Origin of the sequence: Micromonospora sp. WMMD712, from assembly GCF_029581295.1 — a bacterium.
Classification (GTDB): Bacteria; Actinomycetota; Actinomycetes; order Mycobacteriales; family Micromonosporaceae; genus Micromonospora; species Micromonospora carbonacea.
The window spans coordinates 1007247-1022809 of record NZ_CP120743.1 but is presented as its reverse complement, the minus strand read 5'-3'; the positions used below and the strand labels follow the sequence as shown (position 1 = coordinate 1022809).

At 74.4% G+C, this 15563-nt stretch carries 13 protein-coding genes; 8 read left to right on the top strand and 5 right to left on the bottom strand.

Translation table 11 applies throughout. The features are described from left to right. The first annotated feature begins 177 nt into the window (after nt 1-177). The 3 genes from O7633_RS04055 (at nt 178) to O7633_RS04045 (ending at nt 3929) form a co-directional block, all read left to right on the top strand. The gene (locus tag O7633_RS04055; protein WP_278135628.1) at nt 178-1857 is read left to right on the top strand and encodes a right-handed parallel beta-helix repeat-containing protein; all 1680 of its coding nucleotides are present in this window, start codon (nt 178-180) and stop codon (nt 1855-1857) included. Between the two features lie 197 nt (nt 1858-2054). Beyond that, entirely contained in the window at nt 2055-3329 is a 1275-nt protein-coding gene (locus tag O7633_RS04050; protein WP_282326108.1) for an Ig-like domain-containing protein, read from the top strand. A gap of 159 nt (nt 3330-3488) precedes the next feature. Continuing rightward, nucleotides 3489-3929, top strand: a complete 441-nt coding sequence (locus tag O7633_RS04045) for an STAS domain-containing protein (RefSeq protein ID WP_282326106.1) — start codon at nt 3489-3491, stop codon at nt 3927-3929. 125 nt (nt 3930-4054) lie between these two features. On the opposite strand, the gene O7633_RS04040 is transcribed toward O7633_RS04045, so the two are convergent. Both O7633_RS04040 and O7633_RS04035 read right to left on the bottom strand, forming a co-directional pair. Then, the gene (locus tag O7633_RS04040) at nt 4055-4423 is read right to left on the bottom strand and encodes an FKBP-type peptidyl-prolyl cis-trans isomerase (protein WP_074477367.1); all 369 of its coding nucleotides are present in this window, start codon (nt 4421-4423) and stop codon (nt 4055-4057) included. A 214-nt stretch (nt 4424-4637) separates the two neighbouring features. Continuing rightward, on the bottom strand, nt 4638-5213 hold the full coding sequence (locus tag O7633_RS04035) for a DoxX family membrane protein (RefSeq protein WP_282326104.1): 576 nt from the start codon (nt 5211-5213) through the stop codon (nt 4638-4640). Nucleotides 5214-5426: 213 nt separating this feature from the next. On the opposite strand from O7633_RS04035, the gene O7633_RS04030 reads away from it, so the two are divergent. After that, the gene (locus O7633_RS04030; protein WP_282326103.1) at nt 5427-6125 is read left to right on the top strand and encodes a CBS domain-containing protein; all 699 of its coding nucleotides are present in this window, start codon (nt 5427-5429) and stop codon (nt 6123-6125) included. A gap of 41 nt (nt 6126-6166) precedes the next feature. Here the strand turns inward: O7633_RS04030 and O7633_RS04025 are convergent, their stop codons facing one another. Next, the gene (locus tag O7633_RS04025; protein ID WP_282326101.1) at nt 6167-7297 is read right to left on the bottom strand and encodes a DICT sensory domain-containing protein; all 1131 of its coding nucleotides are present in this window, start codon (nt 7295-7297) and stop codon (nt 6167-6169) included. Between the two features lie 189 nt (nt 7298-7486). Between O7633_RS04025 and O7633_RS04020 the strand changes: the two genes are divergently transcribed. Together O7633_RS04020 and O7633_RS04015 are read left to right on the top strand one after the other, a co-directional pair. Beyond that, complete coding sequence (locus tag O7633_RS04020) at nt 7487-8380, top strand: DUF2726 domain-containing protein (RefSeq protein WP_282326099.1); 894 nt, start codon at nt 7487-7489, stop codon at nt 8378-8380. 275 nt (nt 8381-8655) lie between these two features. Continuing rightward, nucleotides 8656-9921, top strand: a complete 1266-nt coding sequence (locus tag O7633_RS04015; RefSeq protein WP_282326097.1) for a hypothetical protein — start codon at nt 8656-8658, stop codon at nt 9919-9921. Nucleotides 9922-10128: 207 nt separating this feature from the next. Here the strand turns inward: O7633_RS04015 and O7633_RS04010 are convergent, their stop codons facing one another. Next, nucleotides 10129-10476 carry an Lsr2 family protein gene (locus O7633_RS04010; protein ID WP_074477251.1) on the bottom strand — a complete coding sequence of 116 codons (348 nt, stop codon included), beginning with the start codon at nt 10474-10476 and terminating at the stop codon, nt 10129-10131. Between the two features lie 265 nt (nt 10477-10741). Between O7633_RS04010 and lon the strand changes: the two genes are divergently transcribed. Both lon and O7633_RS04000 read left to right on the top strand, forming a co-directional pair. After that, nucleotides 10742-13072 (top strand): endopeptidase La, encoded by a 2331-nt coding sequence (gene lon / locus O7633_RS04005; protein ID WP_282326096.1) that lies wholly within the window; start codon nt 10742-10744, stop codon nt 13070-13072. 174 nt (nt 13073-13246) lie between these two features. Continuing rightward, nucleotides 13247-13618, top strand: coding sequence for a DoxX family protein (locus O7633_RS04000; RefSeq protein WP_282326095.1), 372 nt, complete (start codon nt 13247-13249; stop codon nt 13616-13618). A 51-nt stretch (nt 13619-13669) separates the two neighbouring features. Here O7633_RS04000 and O7633_RS03995 read toward each other — a convergent pair whose 3' ends face one another. After that, the gene (locus O7633_RS03995) at nt 13670-15376 is read right to left on the bottom strand and encodes a DEAD/DEAH box helicase (RefSeq protein WP_178065265.1); all 1707 of its coding nucleotides are present in this window, start codon (nt 15374-15376) and stop codon (nt 13670-13672) included. Between the last annotated feature and the right edge of the window lie 187 nt (nt 15377-15563).

The following is a 15563-nucleotide window of genomic DNA, read 5'->3' as shown; positions in this document are numbered from 1 at the left end:
CGGAAATGCGTTCCCGATCCGGATCGCCGTTCATTCGGCGGCGCCGCCGGCGCGCTGATTCCGATCCGTTTCCTCTCCCGTTTCTTCCCGTCGTCGCCGGGAATTCCGCGCCGGCGACGACCGCCGGTCGTCCGCCCGCGACCACCCGGTCGTCCGCCCGCGCGAGGGGAGAGCGCAGTGCCGTACCAGGGCCTGCCCGCCGCTGTCCGAGACCGCCGCCCGGCCGTCGCCGGGGCGCCGCTGCACTGCGACGCCACCGAGTACGGGCTGCGCGGCGACGGGGTGACCAACGACCAGCCCGCGCTCGCCGCCCTCGTGGACCGCCTGGGCGACGGCTACGCCGCCGACGGGCGGGCCCGGGTCATCTACTGCCCGCCCGGCATCTACTCCATCCGCGATGCGGGCACGGTGTGGCGCAGCGGGGTGTCCCTGATCGGCGCCGGCCCCGGCGCGACCCGGTTCCTGCTCAGCAACGAGGGCAACCGGGCCGATCCGACCCCGCTGGCCTTCTGGACCACCCTCCAGCACGGCGCGGACCGCGACCGGCACATCGCCGACTGCACCTTCGCCGACTTCGAGATCGACGGCTCCGGCGTGGCCATGGCCGAGTACAACTACCTCGCCAAGGGCCTCGGCCTGCAGTACGTGGTGCGCGGGGTGTTCCGCAACCTCTACATCCACCACACGGCGGCAACCGGCCTGGGCTGCGACTTCCTCCAGGACAGCCTGATCGAGGGGGTGGTGGTGGTCGGCTGCGGCCGGCTCGACAACGGTCAGGAGATGGGCGGCGCCGGGATCGGCGTCGGCATCGGCGGCTGGGGCGCGATGGAGCGGCTCACCATCGCCAACTGCACCGCGCTGGGCAACGGCACCAACGGCATCTTCCTGGAACTCCAGAAGGCCACCTGGTCGCCGCCGCGCGGCTACCGGATCGTCGGCTGCCACAGCCAGGGCAACCGGTTCGGCATCTCCGACTGGGGCGCGGACGGGCTGATCGTCTCCGCCTGCACGATGACGGGCAACCTGGAGGCCGGCTTCGACGTCTCCGCCGAGGGGACCTCCGGGGTGGCCGGTCGGGGCGGCCTGCTGGCCGACTGCGTCATCGACGGCAACGTCCGCGACGGCATCAGCATGGGCAACACCCCGGGCCCGTACACGGTGCGCGGCAACCGGATCAGCGGCAACGGGGCGTACGGCTACCACGAGCACGACCTCGGGCACGGCTACCACGGCGCGGCGACGGACGTGGTCATCGACGGCAACGACTTCTGGGGCAACGGCCTCGACGCCATCCGCATCGACCGGCCGATGGTCGACGCCGTGCTGCTCAACAACCGCATCCGCAACAACGGCCGGCAGTGCGCCGGCGCGTACGGCGGGGGCGGCGAGTCGGTCCGCTACAACGAACGGTCGCTCGTCGACCGGACCGCCGGCTGGCAGCACGACGGGCACCGGGGCAAGGTGCTGCGGGTCGGCAAGCGGGTCGCCCTGGTCGCCGCCAACGACGACACCGGGCTCACCCTCGCCCCGGTGCGCCCCGACGCCTACAGCGCCTGGAGCGGGGACACCCCGCTGCCGGGCACGGCGTACGAGCTGCCGGGCGCGCCGCGGTGCCGGGCCGGGATCACGGTCAACGCGCACGTCGACTCGGCCACCATCCGGGGCAACCGGATCTGGGACAACCACGACGAACGCACCCAGACGCACGGAATCTGGATCACCGACCGGGGCAGTTGCGTGTCCTGCCGGGTCGAGGACAACGACCTGGCCGGCAACGCGGTGGCCGCCACCCGCCTGGACACCCCGCCGGTCGGCGGCCGGTGGGACCGCAACCACGGCGACCAGGACTGGGACTGACGGCGGGGCGAACCGGTCGTCCGTCCGCGGACGGGCCGATCGGTGACACGGGGTCCTCGGGGCGCGGTCCACCATTTTCGACCCGCCTCCGCCGAAACTGTCGACAATGACGCCACGCCTTTTCCGGAAACCGCACCGGGCCTCCCGGAAAGCCATACAGAATGTGGCCAAAGGGGAGCGGAAAAGGGGTGCGGAACATGGACGTGAGGCGGCGATTGACGCTATTGGCGGTAACCATCGCAGCCACACCACTGGTTCTCGGTGGATGCACCGCCGAGGGGAGGAAGGCCGCCGAGCGGGCCGCGCGGGTCGCGCCGCCGCCGGCGGTCGAGCTGTCGCCCGCCGACCGGGCGCGGGACGTCCCGGTCAGCGCCGAGATCGGCACCAGCGTGGCCCACGGCAGGGTCACCGGCGTCCGGCTCACCGACGACAAGGGCCGGCAGGTACCGGGGGAGCCCCGGGAGGACGGGACGAGCTGGGTGCCCGGCGCGCCGCTGGCCGGCGGGCGGACGTACACCGCCGAGGTGACGGTGACGGGTGACGGGGGGCGGACCGCCACCCGCACCACGACGTTCAGCACCGCGCCGAAGCCGACCAAGCCGGCGATCACCAGCACCCTCTACTTCACGGGCAACCAGACGTACGGCACCGCGATGCCCGTGACGGTGGCGTTCGACCCGGGGGTGCCGAAGGAGGCCCGCGCGGCGGTGCAGAAGCGGCTGTTCGTCAAGACCGACCCGCCGCAGCCGGGCACCTGGTCCTGGCTGGAGGACGGCAGCCAGGCGTACTACCGGGCCCCCGACTTCTGGCGGCCGGGCACGAGGATCAGCGTCCGCGCGGCCCTGGAGGGGCTGCCGATCGGCAAGGACCTGGTGGGCGACGCCGAGCACCGGGCCACCTCCAAGATCGGCCGGCAGGTCTCCGTCGACATCGACAACGCCACCAAGCAGATGTCGGTGTTCCGCGACGGCAAGCTGGTCCGCCGGATCCCGGTCAGCCTCGGCAAGCCGAGCACGCCCAGCTCCAGCGGCAAGATGGTGATCATGGAGAAGCACGAGCGGACGACGTTCGACACCCGGGGCGAGCCCGACGGCGGCTACGTCGTCGACGTCGACGACGCCCAGCGGCTCACCTGGGGCGGGGAGTTCATCCACTCCGCGCCGTGGTCGGAGGGCGACCAGGGCTACAGCAACGTCTCGCACGGCTGCGCCAACGTCTCCGCCGCCGCCGCGGACTGGTTGATGGGCGTCACGCAGGTCGGCGACCTGGTCACCGTCACGGGCACCGAGGTGCCGCTGCGGGCCGGCAACGGCTGGACGGCCTGGAACGTGAGCTGGGACGAGTTCGCCAAGGGCAGCGCCCTGCCCGTCCCGGCCGGGCTGCGGCCCAGCCCGCACACCGCGTCGCCGCACCCGGGGGCGGTGGCCGGCGGGGGCTCGCCCGCGCCGACCCCGTCGGCCAGCGGCGGCTGACCACCGGGAGGAACGGCCGTCGGGCCGGCCCGCCACCGCACGGTGGCGGGCCTCCTGCCAGGGGAGGATCCGGGGCGACTCAGGGTCAGACCCTGGGTGTACCCGGAGTCACTCCCGGGCAGGGCGGAAATGTCGGTGGGTGGGGCTAGATTCGTGGGCATGGAGCAGCGCAGCGATCGGTTCCACGTGCAGGTCGACGTGGGTGACGACGTCGTGGAGATGAGGGCGACCGGCGAGGTCGACATCGCCACGGTCGGCGCGCTGCGCTCCGCGCTCTGGGCCGCCCCCGCCCGCCCCCTGCTGCGGCTCGACCTCTCCGGCGTCCGGCTGCTCTCCGCCGCCGGGGTGCGGGCGCTGGTCGCCGCGCACCGCCGGGCCCGCGCGCGGGGCGGCGAGCTGGTGCTCGTCGACCCGGCCCCGATGGTGGCCCGGGTGCTGCACGTGACCGGCCTTGACCGGGTCATCCCGGTCCGGGCGGGCACCGCCGCCACCGCGACCGGGCCCATCGCCCCCGCGCCGCTGGCGTTGCCGCCGGGGCTGCTGGTGCCGCTCGTCGCCGAGCGGGGCAGCGCGTCCGCGCCGCTGGCACCGGCCGCCTGACCGGCCCGCCCTGCCGTCTCGTTCCCGCCCTGCCGTCTCGTTCCCGCCCTGCCGCCTCGCTGCCGCCCTGCCGCTCCCCGGCCGGGCCGCCGGCGGTGCCGACGCCCGGCCGGGGAGTTGACGGGTCAGCGCACACCGAGCAGGTCCACGACGAAGACGAGCGTCTCACCCGGCGCGATCACGCCGCCGGCGCCCTGGTTGCCGTACCCGAGGTGCGGCGGGATGGTCAGCTTGCGCCGGCCGCCGACCCGCATGCCGACGACGCCCTGGTCCCATCCGGCGATGACCCGCCCGCCGCCGAGGGGGAACTCGAACGCGTCGCCCCGGTTCCACGACGCGTCGAACTCGCGACCCGTCGAGTGGGCCACGCCCACGTAGTGCACGGTGGCCCGCTGGCCCCGCTGGGCCTCCGGGCCGTCGCCGACGATGATGTCCTCGATGACGAGATCGGCGGGCGGCGCGCCCTCGATCGGGCCGATTTCGGGCTTGTCCATGCCGTACGCCTCCTGCTCGGTGGTGCGTCCACTGCGGTCGCCGTCGATCCTGCCGGATCGTGATCCGCCGATCTCCATCGGTCCCGTCGCCGACGCCCGCGCGGCGGGCCCGCCCGCCGCGACGCAGCGGGCGGGCGGGTGGCCCGGCCGGGCACACGCGACGGCGGGCGTCACCTTCGGAAGGTGACGCCCGCCGGGTCGTGGTGCCTGTCAGTCATCGCAGCCAGGGGAACCGCTGGACGATGGCCAGCCGCTTCCAGGTCCGCCCGAGGCCGAGGGTGTCGCCCGCGCCGGCCATGGCCAGGACCGCCAGCACCGCGGCGTAGATGAGGTGGTCGTCCATGAACGGGTTGTTCTCGGGGGGCAGGACGGCCGTCCACATCATCACCAGGAGCAGGCCACCGGCGGTGGCGGCGATCCGCGTTCCGACGCCCAGCAGCAGGGCCACGCCGATCGCGGCCAGGCCGGCCATGAACAGCCAGTCCGCCCAGGCGGCGCCGGCGATCCCGTTGTAGAACCCCTTGAACGGGCCGGCCGCGCCGAAGCTCAGGAAGCCCTTGGTGGGGCTGCCGCCGTTGATCCAGGCGTTCTTCGCGGCGGTCTCGTGGCCGAGGCCGAACATCTTGTCGAGGAAGGCCCAGAGGAAGGTCCAACCCAGCGCGAGGCGGATGCCGGCGAGGACGTACCGGGTGGCCCGCTCCCGGGTGGTCTCGGTCGTCCCGGTGGTCTCGACCGCCGGTGCGGTGGTCCTGGCGGTGGTCCGCTCGATCGTCGCGGTCATGGTGTCCACGTCCCTTCCTGTCCTCGCACCGCGCTTCCCGGTGGCAGTTCCATTGGACAGCCGCGACCGGTGGGCCCGGCAGGGCCGATGGGTCCGCTTCGGCCCGGGACCTTCGACCCCGGTCCACCCGGTCCGTCGGCCGTCCCGGCACCGGCCCACGGCCTCTGCCGGCCCGCCGGAGCGCGTCCTAGCGTCGGGCGTGACGACGGCAGGGAGGTCGTGATGAGGACCTGGCAGGTGGGCGACGTGATGACCAAGGACGTCGCGACGGTGGGGGAGGAGACCCCGTACCGGCAGATCGTGGACGTGCTCGTCCGCCGGGGCGTCAGCGGCGTGCCGGTGGTCGACGGGTTCAGCCGGGTGCTGGGCGTCGTCTCCGAGACGGATCTGCTGCACCGGATCGAACGGGTCGGGCACCCGGACGGGCGGCGGGTCTTCGAGGGCCGGCGTCGCCGGGTGGCCCGGGAGAAGGCCGGCGCACTGGTCGCCGGGGACCTGATGACCGCGCCGGCGGTGACGACGTACCCGCAGGCGTCCCTGCCGGCCGCGGCGCGGCAGCTCGACCGGGACGCGGTCCGGCGGCTGCCCGTCCTCGACGACCTCGGCCGGCTGGTCGGCATCGTCACCCGTGGCGACCTGCTGCGGGTGCACCTGCGCACCGACGCCGAGATCCGCGAGGAGGTCGTGCGGGAGGTCCTGCGGCGGGTCCTGGCCGTGCGGGACGGGCTGGTGACCGTGCAGGTGCGCGACGGCGAGGTCACCCTCGACGGGCGGCTGGACCGGCGCAGCGGGGTCGACCTCGCCGGCCGGCTCGCCGCGCAGGTCGGCGGCGTGGTCCGCGTCGTCAACACCATCGCGTACGACGTCGACGACGAGGCCCTCGTCGCGCTCGCCGACGGCCAGGTCACACCGGTGGCCTGAGCGTCACCCGGTGGCCTGAGCGTCGGCCCGCCCCGCCGCGGCTACGGCTGCCCGACGGGCACCTCGGCCGACTCGGGGGCCAGCCGGGCGACGGGCACCCCCTCCCGGGCGGCCCACCCGACGGCGTGCCGGACGTCGCCCACGGGCAGCGGCCGGCGGCCGGTCACGGTGACCGCGGCGTGCACCGCGAAGGCCACGAAGGGATACGACCGGGCCAGGCCGGCGACCGCCTCGTGCACCTGGCCGGCGACGGTCATCGCCTGGTCCTCGGTCAGCGCCGGCAGGATCAGCAGGTACTCCTGCTCGGACAGGCGCACCGCCCGGTCCACGGGGCGCAGCGGCGCGGTGACCGCCCCGATCACCGCCTGCGCCTCCCGGGCGGCGCTGCGGCGGCCGAAGCGCTCCGGCGCGCCCGCCGGCTCGTCCACCCGGACGCCGACCAGCGCCACCGGCAGCGTGCCCGAGGCGGTGACCCCGTCCGCGCCGGTCCACCGGCGCATCCCCGGCTCGTCCAGCAGCGGGGCCGGCTCTGCCGGGGGTATGCCGGCGCTGCGGTCCCGCCCGCCGGGCCGGCGGGCCCGGGCCGCGCGTTCGGCGCGGGAGAACATCAGCCGCAACGCCGCCTCGCCCCGGGCCTCGCCCGGCGTGGCGGGCAGGTCCCGCACCCGGGCCAGCGTCTCCTCCACGGCGAGCCGGACCGCGCCGGGGAGCCGGTCGGCGAGCAGGTCGCGCAGCCGGACGACCTCGTGCAGCGCCTCGTCGCGGCGGAACCCCCACCGCCCGTCGAAGAGCCGACCCGACTCCAGCGTGGCCGCCGGCTCGACCTCCACCCGGTCGTAGGCGACCAGCGCCGCGCCGAACCGGGGGGTCAGCGCCACCACGCTCCACTCCCGGGCGAGGTCCTCGGTCTCGTCCAGGGCCACGCCGCACACGCCGGCCGGCAGCGCCTCGGGGCGTTGCCCGACCACGCCCACCACGGTCGCCGCCGCCGTGGCCGCGATCCGCTCGTAGACCGCCCGCTCGCGGTCGAAGTAGGGCATCCGCTGGAAGAGGGCGATCACCAGGAGCGGACCGTCCTCGGCGGTGGCCAGGGCGGCGCTCTCGATGGCGTGGGAGACAGCGACGAGGCTGCGCTTGGTCAGAAGTTCCGGAGCCCGTCCACTGTGCAGCACGCGCTGAGCCTAGAGAATCGGATCTCCGGCCGCATCCGTCGGCCCCGCCCGGGACCGGGGGCCGGGAGCGTTCCCGCCGGGCCCGCGGTGGCCCGGACCGGTGAGGCCGCGCGGACCGCACCGGCGAGGTGGGCGTCCCGGTCGGCGGCCTAGACTCGGCCGTCGACGGCCCGACGGATGGAACAGGCGATGGCACGCACCGGTAGTGACCACGGCTCCCTGCTGCGCCCGGTCGCGGCGTCGACCGGGCGGGCGCCGGTCCTCACCCGTGCCGGTCAGGTCGTCTACGGGCCACGGCGGGTGGGGGAGCTGGTGCACGGCCGCCCGCCGGGCGTCACGGGCCACCAGTGGACCTCGGCCGGCCGGGAGGGATTCGACCACGTGGTGTGCGCCGGCGACAGCGGCCGCCCGCTGTTCGCCGTCGAGATCGGGCCGCCCGTCCCGGCCGGCTCCGCCGCGCAGCGCGCCGAGCGGATGAAGAACGCCGTCTGCGCGGCCGTCGGCCTGCCGGTGCTGCGGATCGTCTCGCCCACGTTGCGCGCCGCCGACCACGGCCGCCGGATCGTGGCGTACGTCATCGACGCCCGTGCCTACGCCGACGCCGTCGCGCCTGCCCCGGGCCAGGACGACCCGGCGGAGGCCCTGCCCGTGGAGTTCCGGGAGATCGTCGGCCGGCTGCCGGACGGGCGCACCGGTCACGTCAACGACCTCGGCGCCCTCGCCCGGGCGGCGGCCGTGGAGGCGTACGTGTCCCGCCGGCTGGTCGACCCGATCGTGCGGGGTCTGCACGTGCGCTGGGCCGACGGCCCGGTGGAGGGCTGGAGCTGGGTGGAGGTGCGTCCCGGCCGCTGCCTGGTGGAGCGGGTGCAGGTCGTCCAGCAGCGCTTCTCCTGCGGCGTGGACGCCGGCCGCCTCGCCGAGGACCTGGCCGCCGTGGCGGTCGGCGAGCGGCTGCGCGACGTCGAGGCGGCCGGCCCGGATCTGGTGTCGCGTGACGAACTCGACCGGGACATCCGCCGGCTGCGGGAGCGCCGCGACGAGATGCGCGACGGCTTCGCCTTCGAGCACCTCTGCGCCGGCTGACCGACCCCGTCCACCGGGTGACCAGCCCTTCCCGGCTCTCCATAAATTTCCCGTATCCGGGTTGAACCGCCGCCGCCGCGGGTCCGTACTCCAGCCCGAATGGAGACGGATCTCCCCGCCGCGCCGGCCGGCGCGACGACGATGAGGAAAGGGCATCGTCGGTCATCGACACGCGACCGGAACGTCGCAGTGATCCTCGCCGAGGCGTCCCACCCGAATTCATCGGTCCGACGGGGTCACGAGTCAACTACCGGATCGAGAAGGAGAGCAATTCGATGCGCAGGTCCCCACGGGCGCGCCGGTCATCCGGTAACGCGCGGAGCAAGCGGCTGCTGGCCGTTGTCGGCACGCTTGCGGTCTTCGGTGGAATCGTCGCCGTGACCCAGATCTCGTCCGCCGGGGACCGGCGGACGACCACCCGCGCCGCGGCGGCGTCGTGCGTGGCGCCCAGCCCCGGCGCGACCTCGAACATCGGCAGCAGCACGACCCAGACGTGGCAGAACGGCCGGTGGGTGCGCAACCACTGGGGCGACGGGCAGATGTCGGTCGCGGAGTGCCAGTCGCTCAAGGCCGGCGGCACCGCCACGAACGCCAACACCAACGCCGCCCCGGCGGGCTCGACGATCGCCTGCCCCGACGTCGCCGGCAAGCTGCCCCCGGTCCCGGCCGCCGCCAAGGCCGAGGTGGACCGCAACCTCGCGCTGCTCAAGACCCAGATCGACGAGGCGAACAAGCGGCTGGCCGCCGAGGGCCGCAACGGGGGGCAGTTCATCCAGAACGCGATCCTCGGGCCGCTGGCGGACAAGCGCCGGGCGACCCTGGACCGCATCGCGACCGCCATCGGCCGGGTGGCGCAGCGGCCGCAGGGCCTCGGACAGCTCGCCCCGTGCCAACTTGCGGTCGGTGCCAATCCCAACGCCGGGAACAACAACGGGGGCAACAACAACGGCGGGAACAACAACGGGGGCCAGAACGGCGGCAACAACAACGGCAACGGGCTCGGCGTCCTCGCCAAGGACTGCACCAACAGCCGGTTGCAGCCGCACGACGGCTTCCAGAACGGCAACCGGTGCGTCAGCACCGCGTTCGGCGAGGTCGGCGCGGCGGCGAACAACCCGTCGCTGCTGATCACCCAGTTCCCCAACCAGGTCCAGCGCAACCAGGCGTTCCAGCTCCGGGTCACCACCCGCAACCTGATCCGGGACCGGTTCCTCGCCGCCGGCCAGGGCGGCTATTACCTGGAGAGCTCCCTGCTCAACGGGCAGGGCCTGGTGCGGGGGCACTTCCACACCGCCTGCCGGATGCTCAACAGCACCCGGCAGCCCCCGAACCCGCAGGACGTCCCGGCGTTCTTCGTGGCCACCGAGGACGGCCGGGGCGGCTCGCAGCCGGACGACGTCATCATCCAGGTGCCGGGCCTGCCGCAGGCCGGCACGGCGCAGTGCTCCGTCTGGGCCGGTGACGGTTCGCACCGGATCCCGATGATGGAGCGGGCCAACCAGACCCCGGCGATCGACGTGGTGCGGATCCAGGTCAACTGACCGGACGGCCGCGCCGTACGCACATCCGAGCCGCCCGGGGCAGCTACCGCCCCGGGCGGCTCCGCGTCGCGCGCCGGTCGTGGGCGGCGTGACCAGGCGCGCCACGGCGCCGGGCGGGTCCGTGGAAAATGCCGCCGGAATAGGCCCGGGGCCATCGCTGAATCCCAGCGTGGCCCCGGTGTTCCGCATGGTGGGCGCGGTGGCGGCTCAGCGGTTCTTGAAGGCCTCGACGACGGAGACGGGGATCCGGCCCCGGTCGGAAATCTCGTAGCCGTTCTTGGTGGCCCATTCCCGGATCGCCCGGTTCTGCTCGCGATCCATTCCCGAGACCGGCGCCCGGCCGGGGCGGCGGACCGGCCGGCCGGCGTCGACCGGCCCTCGGCCGATTCGCCGGCCAGCGTTGATGTAGGGGTCGAGTGCCTTCCGGAGGGTGCCGGCGTTCTCGTCGGACACATCGATGGTGTACGCCACGCCGTCCAGGCTGAACTCGACGGTCCGATCCGCCTTCCCGCCATCGAGGTCGTCAGTCAAGACGGTGATTACTTTCCGGGCCATCGCCAATTACTCCTTGTGTGGGGCGGGGTGTGTTACGAGTTTGACGTATCGCCGGGCAAATCCGCAAGAATATGCCCCGTTTGCATTCGGCGCGTCGACTTGTCGGTGATGCAATCCCGCTGGCGACTGTGGAATTTGCCAGTACGGGTTCGCCCGGCGGCCCGCCCGACGGGGTGTCGGCGTGTCCCGGGTCACATCCCGGAACAACGGGAGCCGGCCGGGACTTGAGCCTGACACGCTCAAGTCAACCGATGGCAGGTGTTCGATGGCAACTCTTCCGGTACTACCCCTCACCGACGCCGTCCTGCTGCCCGGCATGGTCGTCCCGGTGACCCTCGACCCCACCACCCAGGCCGCGGTCGACGCCGCGCGGGCCACCGGCGACAAGAAGGTCCTCGCCGTGCCCCGCATCGACGGCGAGTACGGCCCCGTCGGCGTGATCGCCACCATCGAGAAGGTCGGCCGGCTGCCCGACGGCGAGCCGGCCGCCGTGGTCCGCGGCCTGTCCCGGGCCCGGATCGGCTCCGGCGTACCCGGGCCCGGCGCCGCCCTCTGGGTCGAGGCGACCCAGCTCGACGAGCCCGCCCCGGCCGGCCGGGCCCGGGACCTGGCCCGCGAGTACCGCGCCCTGATGACCTCGGTCCTCCAGCAGCGCGGCGCCTGGCAGGTCATCGACGCCATGGAGCGCATGACCGACCTCTCCGAGCTGGCCGACGCGGCCGGCTACGCGCCCTGGCTCACCCTGGCGCAGAAGACCGAGCTGCTCGCCGCCGCGGACGTCACCGCCCGGCTGGAACTGCTGGTCGGCTGGGTGCGTGACCACCTGGCCGAGCAGGAGGTCACCGAGCAGATCAACAGCGACGTGCGCGAGGGCCTGGAGAAGACCCAGCGCGAGTTCCTGCTCCGCCAGCAGCTCGCCGCGATCCGCAAGGAGCTCGGCGAGGACTCCCCGGACGGCTCCGCCGACTACCGGGCCCGGGTGGAGGCCGCCGTGCTGCCGGAGAAGGTCCGCGAGGCGGCGCTGCGCGAGGTCGGCAAGCTGGAGCGGGCCAGCGACGCCTCCCCGGAGGCGGGGTGGATCCGCACCTGGCTCGACACGGTCCTGGAGATGCCGTGGACCACGCGTACCGAGGACAACACCGACCTGGCCGCGGCCCGCGCGGTGCTCGACGCCGACCACGCCGGCCTGGCCGACGTCAAGGACCGCATCCTGGAGTACCTCGCGGTGCGCAACCGCCGCGCCGAGCGCAACCTCGGCGTGGTCGGCGGGCGCGGTTCCGGCGCGGTGCTCGCCCTCGCCGGCCCGCCCGGCGTCGGCAAGACCAGCCTCGGCGAGTCCGTGGCCCGGGCGCTCGGGCGCAACTTCGTCCGGGTCTCCCTCGGCGGCGTCCGCGACGAGGCCGAGGTCCGGGGCCACCGGCGCACGTACGTCGGCGCGCTGCCCGGCCGGATCGTCCGCGCCCTGCGCGAGGCCGGCTCGATGAACCCGGTCGTGCTCCTCGACGAGGTCGACAAGCTGGCCGTCGGGTACTCCGGCGACCCCGCCGCCGCCCTGCTGGAGGTGCTCGACCCGGCGCAGAACCACACCTTCCGCGACCACTACCTCGAGGTCGACCTCGACCTGTCCGACGTGCTGTTCCTGGCCACCGCCAACGTGGTGGAGACCATCCCCGGCCCGCTGCTGGACCGGATGGAGCTGGTCACCCTCGACGGCTACACGGAGGACGAGAAGGTCGCCATCGCCCGCGACCACCTGCTGCCCCGGCAGCTCCAGCGGGCCGGGCTGACCGCCGAGGAGGTCACCGTCGCCGACGAGGCCCTGACCCTGATCGCGGGGGAGCACACCCGGGAGGCCGGCGTCCGGCAGCTCGAACGGGCCCTGGCGAAGATCCTGCGCAAGGTCGCCGTCGCCCTGGCCGACGACCCCGCCCCGGTGCGGGTGGACGCGGACAACCTGGCCCGCTACCTGGGGCGGCCCCGGTTCACCCTGGAGTCGGCGGAGCGGACCGCGGTGCCCGGCGTGGCCACCGGCCTCGCCGTGACCGGCGCGGGCGGCGACGTGCTCTTCATCGAGGCCACCAGCATGGAGGGCGAGCCGGGGCTGACGCTCACCGGCCAGCTCGGCGACGTGATGAAGGAGTCCGCCCACATCGCGCTGTCGTACCTGCGCTCCAACGGCCGCCGGTTCGGCATCGACCCGAACGCCCTCGCCGGGCGGCGCATCCACCTGCACGTCCCGGCGGGCGCGGTGCCGAAGGACGGGCCGAGCGCCGGCATCACGATGGTCACCGCGCTGGCGTCGCTGGTGACCGGCCGGCCGGTGCGCCCGGAGTTCGGGATGACCGGCGAGGTGACCCTCTCCGGGCGGGTGCTGCCCATCGGCGGGGTGAAGCAGAAGCTGCTCGCCGCGCACCGGGCCGGCCTGACCGAGGTGATCATCCCGGCGCGCAACGAGCCGGACCTGGACGACCTGCCGGCCGAGGTGCGCGGGGCGCTGACCGTGCACACCCTCGCGGACGTGGCCGACGTGCTCGCCCTGGCGCTGCGCCCGGCCGACGCCGACACCCGCACCGACCCGGCCCTCACGGCCGCCTGACAGGTGAGCAGGGGCCCCTTGTCATCGCTTCTCCGATGACAAGGGGCCCCTGCCTACTGCGGGGGTGGGGCGGCCGGGCGGTCGCCCGGCGGGGCGGGGCGGGCCAGTACGGTGGTCCTTGAATCGTCAAGTATCTCACCCGCCCGCGCGGCGGCACGCCATGGAGGCACCCCCATGAACATTGCCCTCTGGGCCCTGCAGATCCTGCTCGCCCTGGTCTTCGCCGGGGCCGGGCTCACCAAGGTCACCCAGTCCAAAGAGAAGCTGCGCGAGAAGATGAGCTGGGTCGAGGGCGTGCCGGAAGGCGCGGTGAAGGCCCTCGGCGCGCTGGAGGTGCTCGCCGCGGTCGGCCTGGTCCTGCCCGCCCTCACCGGCATCGCCACCGTGCTGACGCCGCTGGCCGCCGTGGGCGCGGCGATCGTGATGGCCGGCGCCGTCGTCGTGCACGCCCGGGCCAAGGAGTACCCGCCGGCCGCGTTCACCGCCCTGCTGCTGGTCGCGGCGCTCGTCGTCGCCTGGGGCCGGTTCGGCCCGTACGCGTTCTGACCGGCCCCGGCCGGCCCGCGCCCACCGGCGCGGGCCGGCCGCCCGCATTCGTCAGGGGCGGTCGCGGTCGCGGCGTACCGTCGTCTTGCGGCCCTTGATCGTGCTGTTGCGCAGCCCGGCGATCACCTCGTCCACCACGGCGATCGGCACCTCGACCAGCGAGAACCGGTCGGCGATCTCGATCGAGCCGATGTCCCGCCCGCTGACCCGGGTCTCACCGGTGATCGCGCCGACCAGGTCCTGCGGGCGCACCCCGGCGCGCCGGCCGAGCCCGATGAACACCTGCGTGGTGCCCCCGGAGCGGGGCCGGCCGGGCCGCCGCTCGCCGCCGCGCCCCTCCTGCCCGGGACGCCCCTCGCGCGGCGGCCGGACCGCGACCTGCGGGATCTCCTCCTCGTCGTCGTCCGAGCCCGGCGAGGCGGCCTCGTGGGCCAGCTTCACCGCCGCGAGCGCCACCTCCATCATGTCGAACTCGTCCGACAGCGACTCCACGATGACCCGGAACGGCTCCAGGTCGTCCTCCAGCAGGCTCTCCCGCAGCGCCGCCTGGGTCAGCTCCAGCCGCCGGGTGCGCAGGTCGGCCACCGTGGGGATCTTGTCGATGGCGATGCGCTGGCCGGTCACCCGCTCGATGGTCTTGAGCATCCGGTGCTCGCGCGGCTCGGCGAGGGTGATGGCCACCCCCTCCCGGCCCGCCCGCCCCACCCGGCCGATGCGGTGCACGTACGACTCAGGGGCCGACGGCACGTCGTAGTTGACCACGTGGGTGAGCTGCTCGACGTCCAGCCCCCGGGCCGCCACGTCGGTGGCCACCAGCAGGTCGGCCGTGCCGGCGCGCAGCCGGCCCATCACCCGGTCCCGCTGCTCCTGGCTCATCCCGCCGTGCAGCGCCTCGGCGCGGTAGCCCCGGCCGTTCATCGTCTCGGTGAGCCGGTCGACCTCCTCCCGGCTGCGGCAGAAGACGATCGCCGCGGTCGGCGACTCCACGTCCAGCACCCGGCCCAGCGCCGCCGGCTTGTGCGCCCGCGCCACGATGTACGCGCTCTGCCGCACCCGGGGCGTCTCGCCGGCCACCGGCTGCTCCCGGCCGATCTGGATGCGCACCGGGTCGCTCAGGTGCTGCCGGGCCATCCCGTCGATGCGCGACGGCATGGTCGCCGAGAACAGCACCGTCTGCCGCTGCTGCGGGGCGTGCTCCAGGATCGCCTCGATGTCCTCGGCGAAGCCCATGTCGAGCATCTCGTCGGCCTCGTCGAGCACCACCGTGGCCAGGCCGCCCAGCCGCAGGGTGCCCCGGGCGATGTGGTCCAGCGCCCGGCCCGGGGTCGCCACCACCACGTCCACCCCCAGGTCCAGGGCGCGCAGCTGTCGGCCGATCGGCTGGCCGCCGTAGATCGGCAGCACCCGCGCGCCCAGGTCCTTGCCGTAGCGGTGGAACGCCTCCGACACCTGCACCGCCAGCTCCCGGGTGGGCACCAGCACCAGGGCCACCGGCTCCCCGCCGGTCCGCCCGTCCGGCATCCGTTGCAGCAGCGGCAGCGCGAACGCGGCCGTCTTGCCGGTGCCGGTGGCCGCCTGACCGAGCAGGTCCCTGCCGGCCAGCAGGGGCGGGATCGCCTCCCGCTGGATCGGGGTCGGCTCCTCGTAGCCGAGCGCGGACAGCGCGCCGAGCAGCTCGGCACGCAGCCCGAGATCCGCGAAGGCGGTGGCCTCGTCGGCGGGGATGGTGTGTTCGGTCGATGCGGGTGCGGAACTCATGCACAAAGCTTTTCATCACCCCGCCCGGCCCGCTGCGGCGACCTGCACAACGTCGTCCCCGCCACGCCGGCGACGCGGGCCGCGTCGATGGCCTATGGTAGGGCCAGCGCTCCCGTCGACGGTCTGCCCGACCGCCCGGCGGCTTCGCGCTGGGCAGGTCCGGCAGGTGGTCAACCCGACGCACCCC